We start from the raw sequence: 18,496 nt of genomic DNA on the forward strand, positions 1-18,496 counted from the left end.
AGTAGACTTTTACAGATATGTTGTATTCTCTTGCCCGCCCTTTGTTGTTTACTTTAGCACCAGAGCGTGCACATGAGCTAACACTATCGCTATTGAAATCAACGCATAAGCTAGGCTTAATGCGTCAAAATATAGCGGCTAAACCGGTGACATGTATGGGCATCGAGTTCCCCAATCCTGTAGGTTTGGCTGCTGGTCTAGATAAAAATGGTGCTTATATTGACGCACTGGCAGGTCTAGGGTTTGGTTTTATTGAAATTGGAACCATTACTCCACGTCCACAGCAAGGCAATCCTCTACCGCGTTTATTCCGTATCCCACAAGCTAAAGCCATTATTAACCGTATGGGTTTTAACAACGCTGGTGTGGATCAACTGATTGAAAATGTCAAAGCGGCAAAGTTCAAAGGGGTTTTAGGGATTAATATCGGCAAAAATGCGGATACCCCAGTCGAAAAAGCAGTAGATGACTATCTCATTTGTTTAGAAAAAGTCTATAACTATGCGTCTTATATTACCGTTAACATTTCTTCTCCAAATACTAAAAACTTGCGTAGTTTGCAAAGTGGCGATGCTTTAACCGAGCTGCTAGAGACGCTGAAAAAACGTCAGTTAGAGTTGGCTGAAGAGCAACAGCACTATGTACCCTTGGTGCTGAAAGTTGCGCCAGATTTGGAAGCGGAAGATATTCAATTTATTGCGAAACAACTGCTTCAGTTTAAAATTGATGGTCTGATTGTGACCAATACGACTTTGTCTCGTGAAGGGGTGGAAAACTTACCTTTTGGTGACGAAGCGGGTGGTTTATCTGGTGCGCCTGTGTTTGAGAAAAGTACAGCGTGTTTAAAAGCCTTTGCTGAGGTTTTAAACGGTCAGATTCCTTTGATTGGTGTGGGTGGGATTTTGTCGGGTGAGCAGGCGCTTGCAAAACAAAATGCAGGGGCAAACCTTGTACAAGTTTATAGTGGCCTCATCTATACAGGACCAACCTTAATTCAAGACTGCGTCTCTGCAATGAAAACAACATGAATGCCATTGATATCTTCATATTGATTGTATTGCTCATTGGAGGGCTCAACGGTTTGCGTCAAGGATTTGTTAAAGCCTTTGCGAACTTGATAGGATGGATTTTAGCGCTGATTGTTGGTGCTAAATTTGCAAGCGTCCTAGCACCTTCGATGGTCTCACTCAGTGAAGATCCAGTGGTTCAAAAAATTGCAGCTTTTGCATTTATTGTATTGGTTATTGTGGTTTTGACGTGGATAGTCACGGCATTACTGAATAACATATTGAAGAGTTTAAAACTCGGGCCTTTGAATCGATTAGCCGGCGGTGCTTTTGGTTCATTAAAAGGGTTGTTAATTGTTCTGATTACGATGCAAGGTGTGGGTTCTTGGGTTGAAAGTTCTCCATATTGGAGACAATCCAAGTTTGTCCAAACACTTTTGCCTTACGCGCCTTGGGCGATGGAGCTTTCTAAAGAGGCTGCAAGCGAGGCGATGTCACATATCAAGTCTAAAGATACACATGTATCTTCAGATTCTTCACCGAAAATTTCCTCGAAAAATGCTGAGGGACAGGGTGAGTCAACAAATAATCCTTTTTATTAATCCTAGCTTGTCTGCGAGGTTGCTATGTGTGGAGTAGTTGGTATAGCTGGTAAATCAGCTGTTAACCAAATGTTGTTTGATGCATTAACGATGTTACAACATCGTGGGCAAGATGCAGCTGGGATAGTAACCTGCCACGAAGGTCGTTTATTCTTACGTAAAGACAATGGCATGGTTCGTGATGTGTTCCACACTCGCCATATGCGTGCATTACAAGGTAACTATGGTATTGGGCATGTGCGTTATCCTACAGCGGGTTCATCGAGCAGCGCTGAAGCGCAGCCCTTCTATGTGAACTCACCTTACGGGATCACGTTAGCGCATAATGGTAACTTAACCAATGCTGAAGAAATTCATGACGATCTGTTCAAAACAGACTTACGTCATATGAATACGGATTCAGACTCAGAAGTACTGTTAAACGTGTTTGCGCATGAATTGCAAAAACGCGGCAAATTAATGCCTACAGCAGACGACATTTTTCATGTGGTTAGTAAAGTACATGAGCGCTGTAAAGGTGGTTATGCCGTGGTTGCAATGCTTACTGGGCATGGCTTAGTCGGCTTCCGTGATCCAAATGGTATTCGTCCACTGATTTACGGATCGCGTGAAACTGATGCTGGTATGGAATATATCATTGCATCTGAGTCTGTCGCTATTACGGCTCTTGGCTTTAAAGTTGAGCGTGATATTGCACCGGGTGAAGCGATCTTTATTGATTCAACAGGGCAGATGTTTACCAAGCAGTGTGCTGAAGCCCCAGAATACCGTCCATGTATTTTTGAATATGTTTACTTTGCGCGTCCAGATGCGATTATTGATGGCATTTCAGTCTACAAAGCACGTTTAAAAATGGGTGAGAAACTTGCTCAGAAAATTCTGACGGAGTGGAGTGAAGAGCACGATATCGATGTTGTGATCCCAATTCCAGATACCTCGCGTACTTCTGCACTTGAACTTGCAAATATGCTGGGTGTGAAGTTCCGCGAAGGCTTTATGAAGAACCGCTACATCGGCCGTACCTTCATTATGCCGGGTCAGCAATTACGTAAAAAATCAGTCCGTCAAAAGTTGAACCCTGTTGAACTTGAGTTCCAAGGTAAAAATGTACTTTTGGTGGATGACTCAATTGTACGTGGTACTACGTGTAACGAAATTATCCAAATGGCACGTGATGCGGGTGCAAAAAAAGTCTTCTTTGCTTCTGCTGCACCGATGGTGAAATATCCAAACGTGTATGGCATTGATATGCCAGCAAAAGAAGAGTTGATCGCATCTGAGCGTACAGTTGAAGAAATTCGTGAAATTATTGGTGCAGATCGCCTAATTTTCCAAGATTTAGAAGACTTAAAAGCAGCTGTGCGCACCAGCAAAGTGCCAGATTTACAAGAGTTTGATTGCTCGGTATTTGATGGTAAATATGTTGCTGGCGGTATCGATGAAGCTTATTTAGATGAATTACAGGCGAAACGCCGTGAAACATCGAAAAAGAAAGACAGCTATATTGATGTCAACATTGATGCAGCTTCCGTTGATTTGACGGGTGTGAAAGAAGTCTAATTGATTTAGATTTGAGAAAAGCGGGAGTTTCCCGCTTTTTTCATTTATGATGGATTGATTCAAACAATGTAAGAAAAGGGATTTACATTGAAGGGTGTAAGTTATTCAATCATAAAGAATAAAAACATGTTGTGGTCTGCCAGTATCTGCTTGCTTGCGGTACTTTTGTCGCTATTTATTTTAAATACTGTGGCTGGACTGCTGGTTTTTTATTTTGATTCGAGTCAAAGCATTTTTTGGCATAGCTTGAGTATTTATATCATTGGTTTATTGCTCTTGGTGATGAGTTATTCCGTGGTATATGAGCTGTATGTGTTCCGTTCAGGCGGACACAGTCTGGCCAAGCAACTGCGTGCACGACGTTTAAGTTTGATTGAAAGTACACCAGAAGAAAGTATTGCTCTGAAAATTACAGAAAAACTAGCTGATACTTTTTTAATTGAAACACCTGCTGTGTATGTTTTGCCCGATGAAGTGGGGGTAAATGCTTTAACCGCTGGTTTTGATCCCAAAGATATTGCGATTATTTTAACGTGGGGCGCCCTGCAAAACCTCGATGAACTTGAGCTGACGGGGTTATTGAATCATGAGTTTAATCAAATTTTATCGGGTGAGACTGCTGAAAATACACGGCTAAAAATTTTATATAGTGCCCTCACCACCTTCAGTCAGTGGGGCAGTAAAATTGCTAAATTGGGTTTTTCAACTCATCATAAAAAGTCGCAAAGTTTTGAAACCACTTTTGTCGCAACAGGTGGTGTGATTTGGCTGATTGGTAGTTTGGGGGTGCTGGTTACCCGCTGCATTAAGTTTCTGACGTTGGGGGGGCGTACTTTAAAAAATGATATGAAAACACGTCGTCTGATGCAAAATGATGCCAATATTCAAACCTTGATGCGTATCTATGTGCATCACGCAGGTTCACAAATTCACAGTGAATACTCTGAATCGATTGCACACATGTGTTTTGCCAACTCATTAAGTGCGCAAAGTTGGATGAATATTCATCCAAGCATTGAAGAGCGTATTTATGAAATGAATCCGAATTTGGTTCAAGACATACAGTTAGAAAACCTAGAAAAACTGCGCAACCGTCCGTTATTTGGCTTGTTTCGTTCCTTAGAAGAGCAGTACGCAGATTTCCAAGCGCCTTGGACTTCACCGCAGCCTTTGCCCTTATTAAGACTGTCTCCGATTAGTTTTGCCATTAAAGATGCAATTAAACCGCTTAACCCTGAAGTACGTGCACATATTGAACGTCCAGAGTTAATTCAGCGAGCTTTACAGACCGCAACAGGTTCGCGCGAGCTGATGGTCGCGATTCTCATGATTCGTCAATTCCGTGAGTTTATTCCTGCTGAGGCTGAAGTCAGCCGTGCCATTGTTGATTCATTGTTAAACTTAGATGGTCGTGTTCATATTTCAATTTTCCATGAGGCATGCCGAAATATTGGTGGCATGCCAGCGACAATTGCACGCCAGTTTTTATTAAAGTTGGCGAGGATTATTCAAGAAGACGGTGAAATTGGACTGTTGGATGCACTGCTACTTGAACGGGTCAAGTTTGAGTTGAATTTGTTGCCTGTACATACACCTGCGGCCCTAGATGAAGTTAAACCGCAGATTGTGCGTTTAATTGATGCTTTGTTGCATGTGCAACAAATCAATAGTGAAACACAGCTGGAAGTACGAGAGAAAATCTTGCGTCGAGTTTTAACTGTGCAAGAGTTGGAGCAGTATGCGGAAATTTCAGATGAGCCGATTGATTTGGCCGAAATTTTAAATGATATGGCTGGGCTGCTGCTGCGGGATCGTTTGAGTATTTTGGGGGTGGCTGAAATTTGTCTATGGAATGACCGCATTATTACTCAAGATGAGCAGGATGTTTTGGAGTTGCTCTATTGGCGTCTCGGTTTTGACAGTGAGGAGATCGTTGAGCAAATGCAAAAGAAGAATCGCTTGATGATTGTTTAATTGAGGGTTTAATGCGTTCTTAGTATTTGCATACTGTCTATGCGAATATAATGTGAAAAGAACAGCATCTCTAGGCATTTCTCGATAGAATATGCACTGAATTAAGTGTGAAGGTATAAGATGATCGGGCATCAGCGTGAGGTTTTGGCGAGTTTAGGAATTGATTTGTGGGTTCCTGATTTTTTGCCGTCTCAACAAAATGTAGCCACATCGATCTGGCGAGATCAAAACGCGACTGAGATTATTTCTGAAATTGTGCGACCTCAGTCTCAGCCCGAAGCCAAAAGCATTCCTGAACATCCACCTGTAAAGAATAAGCTTCCACATCCAGCGCCTCTTGCTGAAATTGCAACACAACCGATTGAACAAGAAACTGTTACAGCATTAAAAGAAGAGATTGTCCGAGAGGCCATCCATGTTGAGGCTTTTCAGTTGCAAGCTGTTGCCTTGGAGCACTGCGCCTTGGTCATTGAAGCGACACAATTGAGCGTGGAGCAGCAGCAGCTGTGGCAAAATATTGTGCAAGCCTTACCAGCGCAAAAGTATGCGCTGACTTGGCCTTTTCCTTTGTTGAACTTACAAGATGGGCGCGGTGTCCAGAGTTATATTCAAGGTTTCTTTGATGGTTTAAGTCAGGGTAAAACTGTTATTGCATTGGGCTCTATACCAAATGCTAATGGTATAAAAGTCACACAAGCAGCAAGCTTACAAGAAATGCTTGATCAGCCATTGCTTAAAAAAGCCCTGTGGCACATGATGCGAGCAAAACAACAAAATATGGAATAGGTATGAAGCAGAAAGTCGTTGTTTTTAGTCAAATAGATGCAGAAGTATTACAGCGCCTAGAGCAGCGTTATCACGTGGTGGTCATCAACCCGAAAGCAGGTGATGTAAATACGCAAATCCGCGAGCAAGTTGCGGATGCGGATGCCATGATTGGTGCAGGGCGTTTACTGAATCAAAACAACCTAGAAACGGCGAAACAGCTCAAAATTATATCTAGTGTCAGTGTTGGCTATGACAACTATGATTTGAACTACTTAAACCAAGCAAAAATTTGGCTCAGTCACACCCCTCATGTGCTAACTGAAACGACAGCCGATTTGGCCTTTACTTTGTTGATGAGTGCGGCACGTCAAGTGCCTTATTTAGATCAATGGACCAAAACAGGTCAGTGGTCGCGTACTGTCGGGCAGGCACAATTTGGTCAGGAAATATTTGGTCAAACATTGGGTATTATAGGCTTAGGAAATATTGGTGCGGCAATTGCGCGACGGGGTTTTCATGGTTTCAATATGAATATTTTGTATCACGGGCGCCGAGAAAAATTAGAATTGGCACAACCCCTAAATGCACGTTTTTGCGAATTAGATGAGCTGTTACAGCAATCGGACTTCATTGTTGTGGCGGTTGATCTAAACGCGCATACGCAGCATTTGATTGATGCAGAAGCTTTTAAGAAAATGCAATCTCATGCCGTCTTTGTAAATATTTCGCGTGGTGCCGTAGTGGATGAACAGGCACTTATTCAGGCCTTGGAGCAAAAGCAAATTTTTGCAGCTGGGCTGGATGTTTATGAAAAAGAACCCTTGCAAGATTCAGCACTGTTCCAGCTGCATAATGTGGTAACGTTGCCACATATTGGTTCTGCAACATCTGTAACACGTAAAAAAATGGCAGAGTTGGCTTACCAAAACTTGGTGAAAGCATTGGAAGGTGGTCAACCTCAATATGTGGTGAATCCTGAATTTAGATAAAAATTTGATAACACTTCATTGCATTTTCATTCAATTATCAATGTTATAGTCATTCGATTCCTTTAAATAAAGTCGGGGTGAGGGTTGAAGCGTTTTCTGTGTGCGTGCAGTTTAAGTCTTATTTCGACTGTTGGTTTTGCAGAAGGTCAATTTCTTACGAATGCCCCACAGTTTAATGTGCCTGAGATTGGTTCGGGTATAGGTTTTATTGATCAATATAATGAGCGCTATATTGGTGAAAAAGTTTATCGTGAAGTACAGCGTCAGCTACCTGTTACGCAAAATCCGTGGTTAGAAGATCAACTGATGAATGCTTTTTCAAGCATTTTGAGTCAAACCCAACTCGGTCAACCGATTGGTCTGGTGGTCATTAATGACCCGCAAATTAATGCCTTTGCAGTCCCAGGTGGTTTGTTTGCATTAAATGCTGGTTTGATTACCAATGCCAATAATATGGATGAAGTTGCCGGCGTAATGGCGCACGAAATTGCGCACGTCACACAGCGCCACTACAGTCGTTCGCAAGAGGCGTTTAAGGGGCAGGGGTTACTCGCGCTGGCTGGGATTTTGGTTGGTGCTTTGGTTGCGTCTCAAGCCGATGGTGATGTCGGTTCAGCGGTCATGGTTGGTACGCAAGCCGCACTCATGGACAAGCAGTTGTCTTATAGTCGTAACCAAGAGCGTGAAGCTGACCGTATAGGGATGCAGTACATGTATAGCGCTGGTTATAACCCGCAAAGTATGGCTGATTTTTTTGAAGTGATGCACCGTGCAACCAGTCGAGTGAGTTTTTTACCCGACTTTTGGTTCACACACCCACTCACGACTGAGCGAATGAGTGAGGCGAGACTTAGAGCGAATCAGTTGCCTAAAGTGAAATCTACTTGGCGTGATGAAGACTTTGAGATCTTGAAGCTGTATACCATGGTGATCTCGAATCAGGCGACAGAACAGCAACTACAGATGCTGGTGAGTCGTAACAGTTATGCAGCACAACTGGCTTTGGCCAGTTTTTACCTTAAACAAGGTGACTATAAACTTGCTCAACAAGTCTTAGATCAGGCCAAGTCACATCAGAAATTACATAACCTACAAACCTTGATTCAAACTGATATTTTACTTGGACAAAATCGGGTGAATGAAGCTCTTACCGTGATTCAATCACCTGCGAGCATCATGCCTGAAAATCGGGCTTTAAATTATAAATTGGCTGAAGTTTACATTCGTCAGAATCGACCTGAGCTTGCGCAGCCTGTACTCAATCGGTTTTTGAAAAATAATCCGCGTGATGTGAATGCGTGGAGACTGATGCAGCAAGCCGCAAGTTTAGATAAAAAGTCCCCAATGCATACCATTAATGTTCTGCGCTACCGGGCTGAAGTGCAGTTCTGGTCGGGTTTTGAAGAAGAAGCGATTAAATCTTTATTGCATGCTCAGCGTTTAGCGAAAGATAATGAATCAATGTTAGCGACCATTAAAACGCGTTTAACCCAAATGCAAAAGGATCGACAATTTAGAGCTTAGAAAAGTGGTATTGAAAATAGAGGGTCAACAGAGAAAATTCGGAAGCAGTTTTAAATCAGAGAATGAATAGATAAAATAAAAAGAATAATAATAATTTTTATATATAGTAGAACTTTGAACTGCCTTTTTTAAGGTCAGTTCAACGTAATCGATTTAAAGATTTTTAAATTAAGCCAGTTTTGCTTTAATTTTTGCTGAAACTTGAGAAGGATCGGCGCGCCCGGCTATGAGCGGACGCAGAGAATTCATCACCTTACCCATATCTTTCATGCTAGTAGCTTCTTGCGCTGCAATCGTTTGCGCAATCATGGAATCAAGTTCTTCCTCAGTCATAGCTTCTGGTAGAAATTGAGATAAAACCTCAAGTTCGGCTTGTTCCTTACTAGCTAAATCTTCTCGACCAGCGCCTTCAAAGGCTTTGATCGATTCTTTACGTTGTTTAATTTGTTTTTCAATGACCGCAAGAACTTGAGCGTCGTCAAGTTCTTTGCGCTCATCGACTTCGATTTGCTTAATTGCCGCCTGTAGACCACGAATTACCGTTAACTTATCCATTTCTTTAGCACGCATAGTGGCTTTCAAAACTTCAGTTATTTGGCTTTTTAAAGTAGTCATTATTTAGTCCAGGCAGTCAATCACAAATTAATCTTAGTAAAGGCGAGTAGTACGTACTGATTCACGCGCCAATTTCTTTTGGTAGCGTTTAACAGCAGCAGCTTTTTTGCGCTTACGTTCTTGAGTTGGTTTCTCGTAGAATTCGCGCTTACGAACGTCAGCTAAAACGCCCGCTTTTTCGCATGAACGTTTGAAACGACGGATAGCTACGTCTACTGGTTCGCCTTCTTTCAATTTAACTTGTGGCATGAAGAATCCTCATTAAGTTATGGATAAGATCTGGGCGACATTGCCCTGATCACAAGTGAAGGTCAGTATTTTACTCATTTACATCTCATACCACAAGTCTATAATGGTTCACGCAATAGATTTGATACAGGTTATAGGCAGTTTAATGATCGTTTTAGGCTTAGAAACATCTTGTGATGAAACAGGACTTGCCCTTTATGACAGCGAGTCGGGTTTACGTGGGCAAGTGCTGTACAGCCAAATTAAACTGCATGCAGAGTATGGTGGTGTGGTGCCGGAGTTGGCATCGCGTGACCATGTGCGTAAGCTGATTCCATTGATGAATCAACTGCTTGAAGAAAGTGGTGTAAAAAAATCTGAAATTGATGCCGTGGCATATACGCGTGGCCCAGGTTTGATGGGCGCGCTGATGACAGGTGCGCTGTTTGGTCGAACTTTGGCCTTTGCTTTAAATAAACCTGCAATTGGTGTGCATCATATGGAAGGGCATATGTTGGCACCACTTTTATCGGAAACGCCGCCAGAATTTCCTTTTGTAGCACTTTTGGTCTCAGGTGGGCATTCTCAATTGATGGCTGCCTATGGGATTGGACAGTACGAATTATTGGGTGAATCAATTGATGATGCTGCAGGTGAGGCCTTTGATAAGGTTGCGAAAATGATGGGATTACCGTATCCAGGTGGCCCAAATATTTCAAAACTGGCTGAGCAAGGTGATCCGAATGCCTTTGCTTTCCCACGTCCAATGCTGCATCAAGGTTTGGAGTTTTCATTTAGTGGTTTAAAAACAGCCGTATCTGTGCAAATGAAAAAACTCGGTGACGAAAACCGTGATGCGGATATTGCAGCGAGTTTTCAAGAAGCCATTGTGGATACCTTGGTTAAAAAATCTGTGAAAGCATTGAAGCAAACAGGTTTAAAACGTTTAGTCATTGCTGGTGGTGTAAGTGCAAATAAGCGCTTACGTGAACGTCTTGAAGCAGATTTAACTAAAATTCGCGGGCAGGTGTATTATGCAGAACCTGCACTTTGTACGGACAATGGCGCTATGATTGCTTTTGCTGGTTATCAGCGGTTAAAAGCAGGGCAGCAAGATGGTTTAGCTGTAACGACAACGCCTCGCTGGCCAATGACTGATTTGACCAATCCCAGTGAAGTCTAAGACTTTCATTTGATAAGCCTAAAGCCCGACTAAATGTTGGGTTTTTTTACATTTAGGTCTTTACCAAAGGGCTGTTAAAAATGCTCTGCTTCGACTTTAAAAATATTTTTTGACTCATTTAAATGTAGCTTAGCATCAAGTTAAAAGTATTTACCCATAGGTTTATCCATAGAAATTGGGGATAAGTATGCCTAGTGTGGTTTTTGATTGATCTCAAAAGATTAAAACTTTGAGTATTTTGACTTCAATTGAAATTCTATTTTATATGGTTTTAAGGTATTGATTAATGTTAATAGTTTCTATTTTTCTTAAGTTTTTATTTCTATACGAGGATAAAACTCACAGCCACGAAGGCCAATTACAACACGTAACATGATTTAGCTTCCTGAGCTTAAGGATATTCTTTAGTTTATATGAAAGGCAGATGTAGATTTAATTAAAAAATATCTTGGTCGTATAAATCACAAAGCTATGACGGTCTGTCTTAGGAACTTTCATTACAACAATGGAAGTACATAATTAGAAGAAAATTTTAGAGGTGTTACCCATGGCGGCTACTAATGGAATGCTAGACCCTGATGATTCGATAATTCTACTGATTGATCATCAAAGTGGACTTTTTAATACCGTACGCGATGTACCTGTACCCGACTTACGCAATTATGTGATTGCAATTGCAAAAGCGGCAACTTTATTAAATATACCTGTAATTACTACGGCTTCTGTACCTGATGGCCCCAATGGCCCTTTAATTCCTGAAATTCACCACTTTGCTCCGCACGCAGTTTATGTACCACGGACTGGACAAATTAATACTTGGGACAATCCATTATTTGTAGATGAAGTTAAAAAAACGGGTAGGAAGACACTGATTATTGCGGGAACACTGACCAGTGTATGTATGACTTTCCCTGCTGTAAGCGCTCGTAAAGAAGGTTATAACGTCTATTGTGTTGTGGATGCATCAGGCAACTGGAGCAAATTAGCTACAGATACATCAATTGCTCGTGTGACCCAAGCGGGCGCAATTCCAACCGATACTTTTGCGATTGTGGCCGAGTTAATGCGTACTTGGAACCGTCCAGAAGGCTCCCGTTTTGCTGAAATTCTTTCAGATCATGTCTGCCCAGAATATAAATGCTTAATGGAGAGTTATGCAAAAGCACAAGCTGTGGTTAAAGATGGGCCAGAAACAAACTTAGATAAATATCAATAATCAGATCAAACCGATTTGAACTGATATTTATCCCTAATTTTCAAAGAAATAACCCAAATTCTAATGCGGAATTTGGGTTATTTCTTTGATCAGACTGAACTATTAAATATAAAAATAATTGAAATAAAATAGATGCTTAAGCGCCGATCAGTATTTTTATACTAAAGCTGTTTTAATTGTTGTGAACCGACCCAGTGTTTAGAAAATTGATACGCGGCACGTCCAGAGCGTTGTCCACGTGCTTGACACCAACGAAGCGCTTCGGCTCGTACCCTATCGTCCATGGAGATTTGAGCTTTTGCTAAGTAGTGCTGCACAATGTCCAAATATAAGTTTTGATCCATTGGATAAAAAGACAGCCATAATCCAAAACGATCGGAGAGTGAAATTTTTTCTTCAATCGCTTCTTGTGGATGCAGTTCAGTGTACTGCGGTACGTCGACTCGAGTCACAGGTGTGTTTTCATGCATAAACTCAGGCAGCAAATGACGACGGTTACTGGTGGCATAAATAATAAAATTACTTGAACCTGACTGCAAAGACCCATCTAGCACACTTTTTAAACTGCGATAGTTTTCATCTTCGGCGTTAAAAGCCAAGTCATCACAATACACAATAAACTTTTCAGGGCGCTCTGCAATTAGCTTTTGAATTTCAGGCAGTTCGGATAAATCATCACGTTCAATTTCAATCAGTCTTAAGCCTTGCTCTGCATATTCTGTTAATAAAGCACGCACAATAGAGGATTTACCTGTCCCGCGAGAGCCTGTAAGCAGGACGTCATTGGCAGGTAAACCATTAAGAAACTGTTCTGTATTTTGCAGTACTTTTTCTTTTTGACGCTCAATGCCTTTTAAATCATTTAATTCGATTCGTTTGAGCTGATGAATGGCTTTTAACTCGCCATTTTCCCATTTAAAGGCAATCGCTGAAAAATCAGGTGCTTGTTTAACTTCTGGTAGGCTTTGCTGTAGTTGTTGGAGTACAGTTGATAGTGCTTCTAAGATATTGTTCGGTAGGTCAATGGTCGCCATGATTAATCAGCTTATAATTACACTTGTTGTTGATCTTAACATCCGATCTAGCCGCGTCAAACCCTTAACGTGGTGTAGATTTGCCAATTTTAGGGTTGAAATGGCAATTGTAATGCTCACATAATTTGCACATAGTCAGTTAGACTGACGCTTTAACGTGTCAGTGAAATTTTAGGAAAACAAAAAAAGTGGGTGAGGATGAATATGTTGTTTAAAGATTTCACACGGGAAATCAACCCGCACCAAGCCTATCGAATCAAAAAACTGAAAAACCAATTGGCTCAGGTAGACAATTATACTGAGTGGAAAAGCATTGCGCTTAGAATTGATGAAGAGTCAGGGGCGCAAGAGTGGAAGTATGACAACTGTTCACCTTATTTCGATGCAGAAGTCATTACCCATCGTTTGGGATTATTGAAGCGTTATCGCCAACAAAAGCGCACGACCGATTTGATGTACTTGCTACGGGAAGGTCTGAGTTATGACATTGCCAATATCGCTCACCCCATGTTGTTTACCGCAACTTACGTCGGCACCAAGAAAATTATTGAAGACTATATTGAAGAAGTCAGTCGAGGTTTAGCATTTGTAGCATCTATGGATTGCCAGTGTCTCGATAAACAGCAAAAAATTGAATTTTTTCAGCACTGCCAAAAAGCTTTTGGACAACCTGCCATGATGTTTTCAGGGGGGGCAACATTAGGACTGTTTCATACAGGTGTGTGCAAGGCTTTGCTTGAGCAAGACCTGATGCCGAAAGTGCTGTCTGGTTCAAGTGCAGGTGCCATTATGACAGCGATGCTGGGCCGAGCAACGCCTGCAGAAATGCTGAGCATCTTAAATGGTGAAAACTTTTTCACCGACGCATTTCAGTTTCGAGGCTTTCGTGAGGTCTTAAAGGGCAATGGCGGCTTAGCGGATGTAAAGCATTTAAAAAACTTTTTAATTGCAAATTTAGGTGACGTTACCTTTGAAGAGGCATTTAAGCAGTCAGGCTTGTATAATAATGTTGCGGTTGCGCCTTATGATGCCTCACAAAATCCACGCATTATGAATACCTTTACTTCACCTGACTTATTGGTATGGAGTGCGGTACTCGCGTCTTGTGCAGTGCCGATTCTATTTCCGCCAGTCAAGCTCACCAGTAAACGACATGATGGCTTATATACCCCCTATATGTCTTCTACTCGCTGGGTTGATGGCAGCGTGCGTAGCGATTTTCCGCAGGAAAAAATGGCGCGTTTATACAATTTAAACTACACCATTGCCAGTCAAGTGAACCCGCATGTGGTGCCGTTTATGCAGTCAGATGAAGCGCGGTTTCGGAAAGACATGTTGAGCTGGCCTGAACGGATTGTACGCAGACAGGGTAAAGTGATTAGTAAAGGGGTGATGGACTTTGCCCGTGAGCGTGTGGGTATGATTCCACCGATTCGTCGTTTACTGGATCATGGCTATGGCGTGGTCGATCAGCGTTATTATGGCGATGTAAACATTGTAGGGAAATATGGCCTGCGCCATTATAGCTATATGCTGCAAAATCCAAGACCACACTTATTTAAACTCTTACAACGTGAAGGCGAACGTGCAACTTGGCCAAAAATCTCAATGATTGAAACACATGCTCGTGTCGGGAAAACTATACAACATTGTTTAGAGGTCTTAACTGCATTGGATACGGCAGAGATGAATGAATCCGAATTCTTGGCAGTTTAATCGTCAAGAATTAAATGCTCTCGCGATGTCGCTTCATACTCCGACTCAGCGTTTGGGCTGGGGGCGAAGGCTTTATCGCTTTGAAGTTGCAGGGCAGGGGTATTGGTTAAAGTATCAGTCGCTATCAGAGCATGTGGCGCTAATTAACGGCTTTGACACTGAACTTAGTTTTTATCAACATGCACTTGCGATGCTGCAACTGCCAAAGTTCTTGCCTGAAGTGCAAATCCTTGAAAATTTTGAGTTTCACTCAGAGCTGGTGAAAGCCGCACTCATCTTAAAAGATGTTCCATCCTTACTTATGGCGAATTCCCATCAGTTAAGTCGTGATCATGTCATTCATATCATTTTTAAAATGCTGAATGCTGTTGAAGAATTACATCAGATGGGGTGGATTCATGCTGATTTAAAAGCTTCGCATTTTTTGTTAGATGGTTCTACATGTAAATTAATTGATTTTGAGCAGAGCCAAAGAATTGGTGAAATAAGCTGTCAAAAGGCTCTAACGGCGACACCGCGCTATATGGCACCTGAATTATTTCATGGTGAAGCAAAGACCGTACAAACCGACCTGTATGCACTCGGGATCATTCTACTTGAGTGGTTGACTGATCAACGTTTGCAGGCATCAAGCTACCAAGATTGGGCGTATTTACACTGTCAGTTTTTGAAGATAGCACTTCCAGAACCTTTTCAGGGTTTTAGTCCATTATTACATGGACTTTTAGCTAAGCAAAAAAGCCAAAGATGGCAAAATACCATGGCTGCAAAACGATGCTTAATGACTGAAATTGAATGAGAAAAAGCCAAGTATAAAGTTTTTGTTTCTTATTTAATCAAATGAGTGTGTTTTTCTTAAAAATTGCTTGTCATGCGAAAATGATCCCTATAGTATACACAGCCATTGGGGACGTGGCGAAATTGGTAGACGCACTGGATTTAGGTTCCAGCGCCGCAAGGTGTGAGAGTTCGAGTCTCTCCGTCCCCACCATAAATCATTTGAATTAAGATGGTTTATAAGGCAATAGAGGATTGGTGTAATGGTAGCATGACGGTCTCCAAAACCGTTCGTCAAGGTTCGAATCCTTGATCCTCTGCCAACTTAAAGTCTAACGCAAAGTTAGCACCCTGATGGGGACGTGGCGAAATTGGTAGACGCACTGGATTTAGGTTCCAGCGCCGCAAGGTGTGAGAGTTCGAGTCTCTCCGTCCCCACCATCAGTAATGAAGCAAGGTATTAAGCCTTGCTTTTTTATTGCCTAAAATTTAGTAAAGAGCTGAATAGTCTTTTTATACAGATAGAGCATAAAAATAGATTCAACTGCCGATTTTATGACAGAAAAGCGGGTGATTGCTTATAAAAGCGCTTGTCATATAGTGTCTATCGCTATAATATACACAGCCATTGGGGACGTGGCGAAATTGGTAGACGCACTGGATTTAGGTTCCAGCGCCGCAAGGTGTGAGAGTTCGAGTCTCTCCGTCCCCACCATAAATCATTTGAATTAAGATGGTTTATAAGGCAATAGAGGATTGGTGTAATGGTAGCATGACGGTCTCCAAAACCGTTCGTCAAGGTTCGAATCCTTGATCCTCTGCCAACTTAAAGTCTAACGCAAAGTTAGCACCCTGATGGGGACGTGGCGAAATTGGTAGACGCACTGGATTTAGGTTCCAGCGCCGCAAGGTGTGAGAGTTCGAGTCTCTCCGTCCCCACCATCAGTAATGAAGCAAGGTATTAAGCCTTGCTTTTTTATTGCCTAAAATTTAATAGATGATTCATATATAAAAAAAGCCCCTTTAAGGGGCTAAATTTTGATTCATCACGCGAAGTAAGTATGGAGCAATTTTAGGCTTTCAAATGGTCTTCGAATTCTTCACCGAGCTGCATGGCTAAGTTATTGCCCGCTAGGTCGCAAGTCACCAGTCCATATTCTTTTTTAAAGCTAAAAGTAAAGCCACGGTTGTCTGCTAAAGTTTTAACTGAATAACCTAATTTCTCTAGCCAAATACGAAAGGCGATGAGGTTTTTTGCTTTCACTACTTTTTTCACGAGGATATTCCTTTTTCACTGATAAATTATTAATAGGGATATTTCACGCTTTTTTAAAGGGGATTTTTTTATATATTTTTGTTTTTGTCTCTTTTTAAAGCAATCTAAACTAAGGCGAAAACGTATAGAAAGCATAAACGATAGTTTTTCATTGTTTAAAATAATTTTATCATGATGAAAAATAATAATATTTTGAGATGAGTCTCAATACAATGGAATTATGTGCGTTCGTGATAGAGAAGTATTTTGTCATAAATAGAAATGTAATGATTTTTTTCAAAGGCTGGGTCTTTTGTGACAGTATTTTCAAACAGCCTTGCTCGTGATCATTCGATTCAGGCATCGTGTGGCTTGAAACTGCGTAGGTTGAAATTTTGAGAGCTCAAAGGTTAAGGGTGGGAGCCCAAACTGATCGTTATAACTCAATAGAAGCATACATACATAATAGGAGACTGCGTTAGTCAGCAGTCTCTAGAAGGCGGAGACCAATTAAAATTGATCCTTCAGATCACGCAGTCGTTTAAACTCTTCAACATTTTCTGTACGTAAAAAAGGATTGGTTTCGAGTTCGATCTCAATACTGCTTGGAAGGGTACATTGCCCCAAATAACGCATGGTTTCGACACGGTCTAAACGTTCTTGAATGGCGATATTGTCTGGTTCAACATGGATGGCAAACTTCGCGTTAGAGAGCGTGTATTCGTGCGTACAATAGACTTTGGTTTCGGCAGGTAAAGCCGCTAAACGATTGAGCGAATGGTACATCTGCTCATGTGTACCTTCAAACACTCGCCCACAGCCCATAGCAAACAGAGTGTCACCGCAAAATAAAGTCTGCATAGGTTCAATAAAGTACACAATATGGCCCAGTGTGTGGCCTGGAACTGCTAAAACGTCGACATGTAAATCATGAAATGAAAAATAGTCATCATCCATCAATGCATGGGTGATGAATGGAATTTTAGATAATTCCTCACGTGGCCCATACACAGGAATATTCCGACTCGCAATCAGGTCAGAGACACCGCCAATATGGTCTTTATGCCAATGAGTCAGCCAAATTTGAGCAATGTTTAAGCCATGTTCAGTGCAATAATCTTCAACTAATCCAGCCTCAGTTGGATCAACCACCACGACTTGCTTTGATGAGGTGTGTTCCAGTAGCCAAATATAGTTTTGGAGTTGGTTTTTCACATCAATCATATGAACTTGATAAGTCATTTTTCTTCTTCAAAGAGCTGCATGTATTCATTCTACTGTAGCGGGTACAAGTACTGAATTCCAGTCATGAATTATGTGTAACGCATAAAGGATAGCTCTTTCTTATTCTATATTTTTCTCTTTCTTGTCATATTGTGCTGTTATCTTGGCCATAAAAAACCACGCTAAAAAGCGTGGTTTTTTATGTGTTCAATCTAATTTAGATTAGATTTTACCTACTAGGTCGATTGAAGGAGCAAGAGTTGCTTCGCCTTCTTTCCATTTAGCTGGGCAAACTTCACCTGGGTGAGCGTGAACGTATTGAGCTGCTTTAACTTTACGAAGTAATTCTTGAGCATCACGACCAATACCACCAGCGTTGATTTCAACGATTTGGATTTTACCTTCTGGATCGATTACGAAAGTACCACGGTCAGCAAGACCAGCAGCTTCGATTAGAACGTCGAAGTTTTTAGAAAGAGTCCAAGTTGGGTCGCCGATTAATGGGTATTGGATTTTACCAATAACTTCAGAAGTGTCGTGCCAAGCTTTGTGAGTGAAGTGAGTGTCAGTAGAAACACCGTAGATTTCCACGCCTAATTTTTGGAATTCAGCGTAGTTGTCAGCAAGGTCACCAAGTTCAGTTGGGCAAACGAAAGTGAAGTCAGCTGGGTAGAAGAATACTACAGACCATTTGCCTTTAAGATCTGCTTCAGTTACGTCAACAAATTGACCGTTGTGATATGCAGTAGCTGCGAATGGTTTTACTTCAGTATTAATCAAGCTCATCATTGTCTCCATGATTGGGGTTTGTATTTAATGTTGAA

17 protein-coding genes and 6 tRNA genes are annotated in these 18,496 nt (G+C 41.5%); 17 read left to right on the forward strand and 6 right to left on the reverse strand.

Annotation, left to right across the window (positions count from 1 at the left end; all coding sequences use genetic code 11):
* Positions 1-17 precede the first annotated feature (17 nt).
* The 7 genes from KVY11_RS04625 to KVY11_RS04655 all read left to right on the forward strand — a co-directional run bounded on the left by KVY11_RS04625 (position 18) and on the right by KVY11_RS04655 (position 8,424).
* Positions 18-1,028: a quinone-dependent dihydroorotate dehydrogenase gene (locus KVY11_RS04625; protein ID WP_010327095.1), complete on the forward strand. Its 1,011-nt coding sequence runs from the start codon at positions 18-20 to the stop codon at positions 1,026-1,028.
* Complete coding sequence (locus KVY11_RS04630; protein ID WP_004696270.1) at positions 1,025-1,609, forward strand: CvpA family protein; 585 nt, start codon at positions 1,025-1,027, stop codon at positions 1,607-1,609. Before KVY11_RS04625 ends, KVY11_RS04630 begins: the two co-directional genes overlap by 4 nt.
* A gap of 24 nt (positions 1,610-1,633) precedes the next feature.
* Entirely contained in the window at positions 1,634-3,169 is a 1,536-nt protein-coding gene (purF, locus tag KVY11_RS04635; RefSeq protein WP_218288274.1) for an amidophosphoribosyltransferase, read from the forward strand.
* Between the two features lie 87 nt (positions 3,170-3,256).
* Positions 3,257-5,143 carry a M48 family metalloprotease gene (locus KVY11_RS04640; protein WP_218288275.1) on the forward strand — a complete coding sequence of 629 codons (1,887 nt, stop codon included), beginning with the start codon at positions 3,257-3,259 and terminating at the stop codon, positions 5,141-5,143.
* Positions 5,144-5,263: 120 nt separating this feature from the next.
* On the forward strand, positions 5,264-5,929 hold the full coding sequence (locus tag KVY11_RS04645; RefSeq protein WP_062033874.1) for a hypothetical protein: 666 nt from the start codon (positions 5,264-5,266) through the stop codon (positions 5,927-5,929).
* Positions 5,930-5,931: 2 nt separating this feature from the next.
* Positions 5,932-6,900: a D-glycerate dehydrogenase gene (locus KVY11_RS04650; protein WP_218288276.1), complete on the forward strand. Its 969-nt coding sequence runs from the start codon at positions 5,932-5,934 to the stop codon at positions 6,898-6,900.
* Between the two features lie 84 nt (positions 6,901-6,984).
* Positions 6,985-8,424 (forward strand): M48 family metalloprotease, encoded by a 1,440-nt coding sequence (locus KVY11_RS04655; protein ID WP_218288277.1) that lies wholly within the window; start codon positions 6,985-6,987, stop codon positions 8,422-8,424.
* A 168-nt stretch (positions 8,425-8,592) separates the two neighbouring features.
* Here the strand turns inward: KVY11_RS04655 and KVY11_RS04660 are convergent, their stop codons facing one another.
* Together KVY11_RS04660 and rpsU are read right to left on the reverse strand one after the other, a co-directional pair.
* Positions 8,593-9,039 (reverse strand): GatB/YqeY domain-containing protein, encoded by a 447-nt coding sequence (locus tag KVY11_RS04660; RefSeq protein WP_004982206.1) that lies wholly within the window; start codon positions 9,037-9,039, stop codon positions 8,593-8,595.
* A gap of 33 nt (positions 9,040-9,072) precedes the next feature.
* Entirely contained in the window at positions 9,073-9,288 is a 216-nt protein-coding gene (gene rpsU / locus KVY11_RS04665; RefSeq protein WP_001136722.1) for a 30S ribosomal protein S21, read from the reverse strand.
* A 145-nt stretch (positions 9,289-9,433) separates the two neighbouring features.
* On the opposite strand from rpsU, the gene tsaD reads away from it, so the two are divergent.
* The gene (tsaD, locus tag KVY11_RS04670; protein WP_218288278.1) at positions 9,434-10,450 is read left to right on the forward strand and encodes a tRNA (adenosine(37)-N6)-threonylcarbamoyltransferase complex transferase subunit TsaD; all 1,017 of its coding nucleotides are present in this window, start codon (positions 9,434-9,436) and stop codon (positions 10,448-10,450) included.
* 547 nt (positions 10,451-10,997) lie between these two features.
* A complete protein-coding gene (locus KVY11_RS04675) occupies positions 10,998-11,666 on the forward strand; it encodes an isochorismatase family protein (RefSeq protein WP_010327090.1) in 669 nt (222 codons plus the stop codon).
* 161 nt (positions 11,667-11,827) lie between these two features.
* Here KVY11_RS04675 and KVY11_RS04680 read toward each other — a convergent pair whose 3' ends face one another.
* Entirely contained in the window at positions 11,828-12,700 is an 873-nt protein-coding gene (locus KVY11_RS04680) for an ATP-binding protein (protein ID WP_218288279.1), read from the reverse strand.
* Between the two features lie 204 nt (positions 12,701-12,904).
* On the opposite strand from KVY11_RS04680, the gene KVY11_RS04685 reads away from it, so the two are divergent.
* The 8 genes from KVY11_RS04685 (at position 12,905) to KVY11_RS04720 (ending at position 16,135) form a co-directional block, all read left to right on the forward strand.
* Positions 12,905-14,416, forward strand: coding sequence for a DUF3336 domain-containing protein (locus KVY11_RS04685; protein WP_218288280.1), 1,512 nt, complete (start codon positions 12,905-12,907; stop codon positions 14,414-14,416).
* Positions 14,391-15,215, forward strand: a complete 825-nt coding sequence (locus KVY11_RS04690) for a protein kinase (protein ID WP_218288281.1) — start codon at positions 14,391-14,393, stop codon at positions 15,213-15,215. Before KVY11_RS04685 ends, KVY11_RS04690 begins: the two co-directional genes overlap by 26 nt.
* Positions 15,216-15,322: 107 nt before the next feature.
* Positions 15,323-15,407 (forward strand) — tRNA-Leu (locus KVY11_RS04695).
* Between the two features lie 35 nt (positions 15,408-15,442).
* Positions 15,443-15,516, forward strand: a tRNA-Trp gene (locus KVY11_RS04700).
* A gap of 33 nt (positions 15,517-15,549) precedes the next feature.
* Positions 15,550-15,634, forward strand: a tRNA-Leu gene (locus KVY11_RS04705).
* Positions 15,635-15,823: 189 nt separating this feature from the next.
* Positions 15,824-15,908: transfer RNA gene (locus KVY11_RS04710), tRNA-Leu, on the forward strand.
* A gap of 35 nt (positions 15,909-15,943) precedes the next feature.
* A tRNA-Trp gene (locus KVY11_RS04715) sits at positions 15,944-16,017 on the forward strand.
* 33 nt (positions 16,018-16,050) lie between these two features.
* Positions 16,051-16,135 (forward strand) — tRNA-Leu (locus KVY11_RS04720).
* A gap of 130 nt (positions 16,136-16,265) precedes the next feature.
* On the opposite strand, the gene KVY11_RS04725 is transcribed toward KVY11_RS04720, so the two are convergent.
* The 3 genes from KVY11_RS04725 to ahpC all read right to left on the reverse strand — a co-directional run bounded on the left by KVY11_RS04725 (position 16,266) and on the right by ahpC (position 18,458).
* A complete protein-coding gene (locus KVY11_RS04725; RefSeq protein ID WP_004696295.1) occupies positions 16,266-16,469 on the reverse strand; it encodes a hypothetical protein in 204 nt (67 codons plus the stop codon).
* A gap of 489 nt (positions 16,470-16,958) precedes the next feature.
* On the reverse strand, positions 16,959-17,690 hold the full coding sequence (gene gloB / locus KVY11_RS04730; RefSeq protein WP_218288282.1) for a hydroxyacylglutathione hydrolase: 732 nt from the start codon (positions 17,688-17,690) through the stop codon (positions 16,959-16,961).
* A gap of 204 nt (positions 17,691-17,894) precedes the next feature.
* Positions 17,895-18,458: an alkyl hydroperoxide reductase subunit C gene (gene ahpC, locus KVY11_RS04735; RefSeq protein WP_004982189.1), complete on the reverse strand. Its 564-nt coding sequence runs from the start codon at positions 18,456-18,458 to the stop codon at positions 17,895-17,897.
* Positions 18,459-18,496 lie beyond the last annotated feature (38 nt).

It is taken from the genome of Acinetobacter sp. CWB-G5 (genome assembly GCF_019209785.1).
Taxonomy (GTDB): Bacteria; Pseudomonadota; Gammaproteobacteria; order Pseudomonadales; family Moraxellaceae; genus Acinetobacter; species Acinetobacter johnsonii.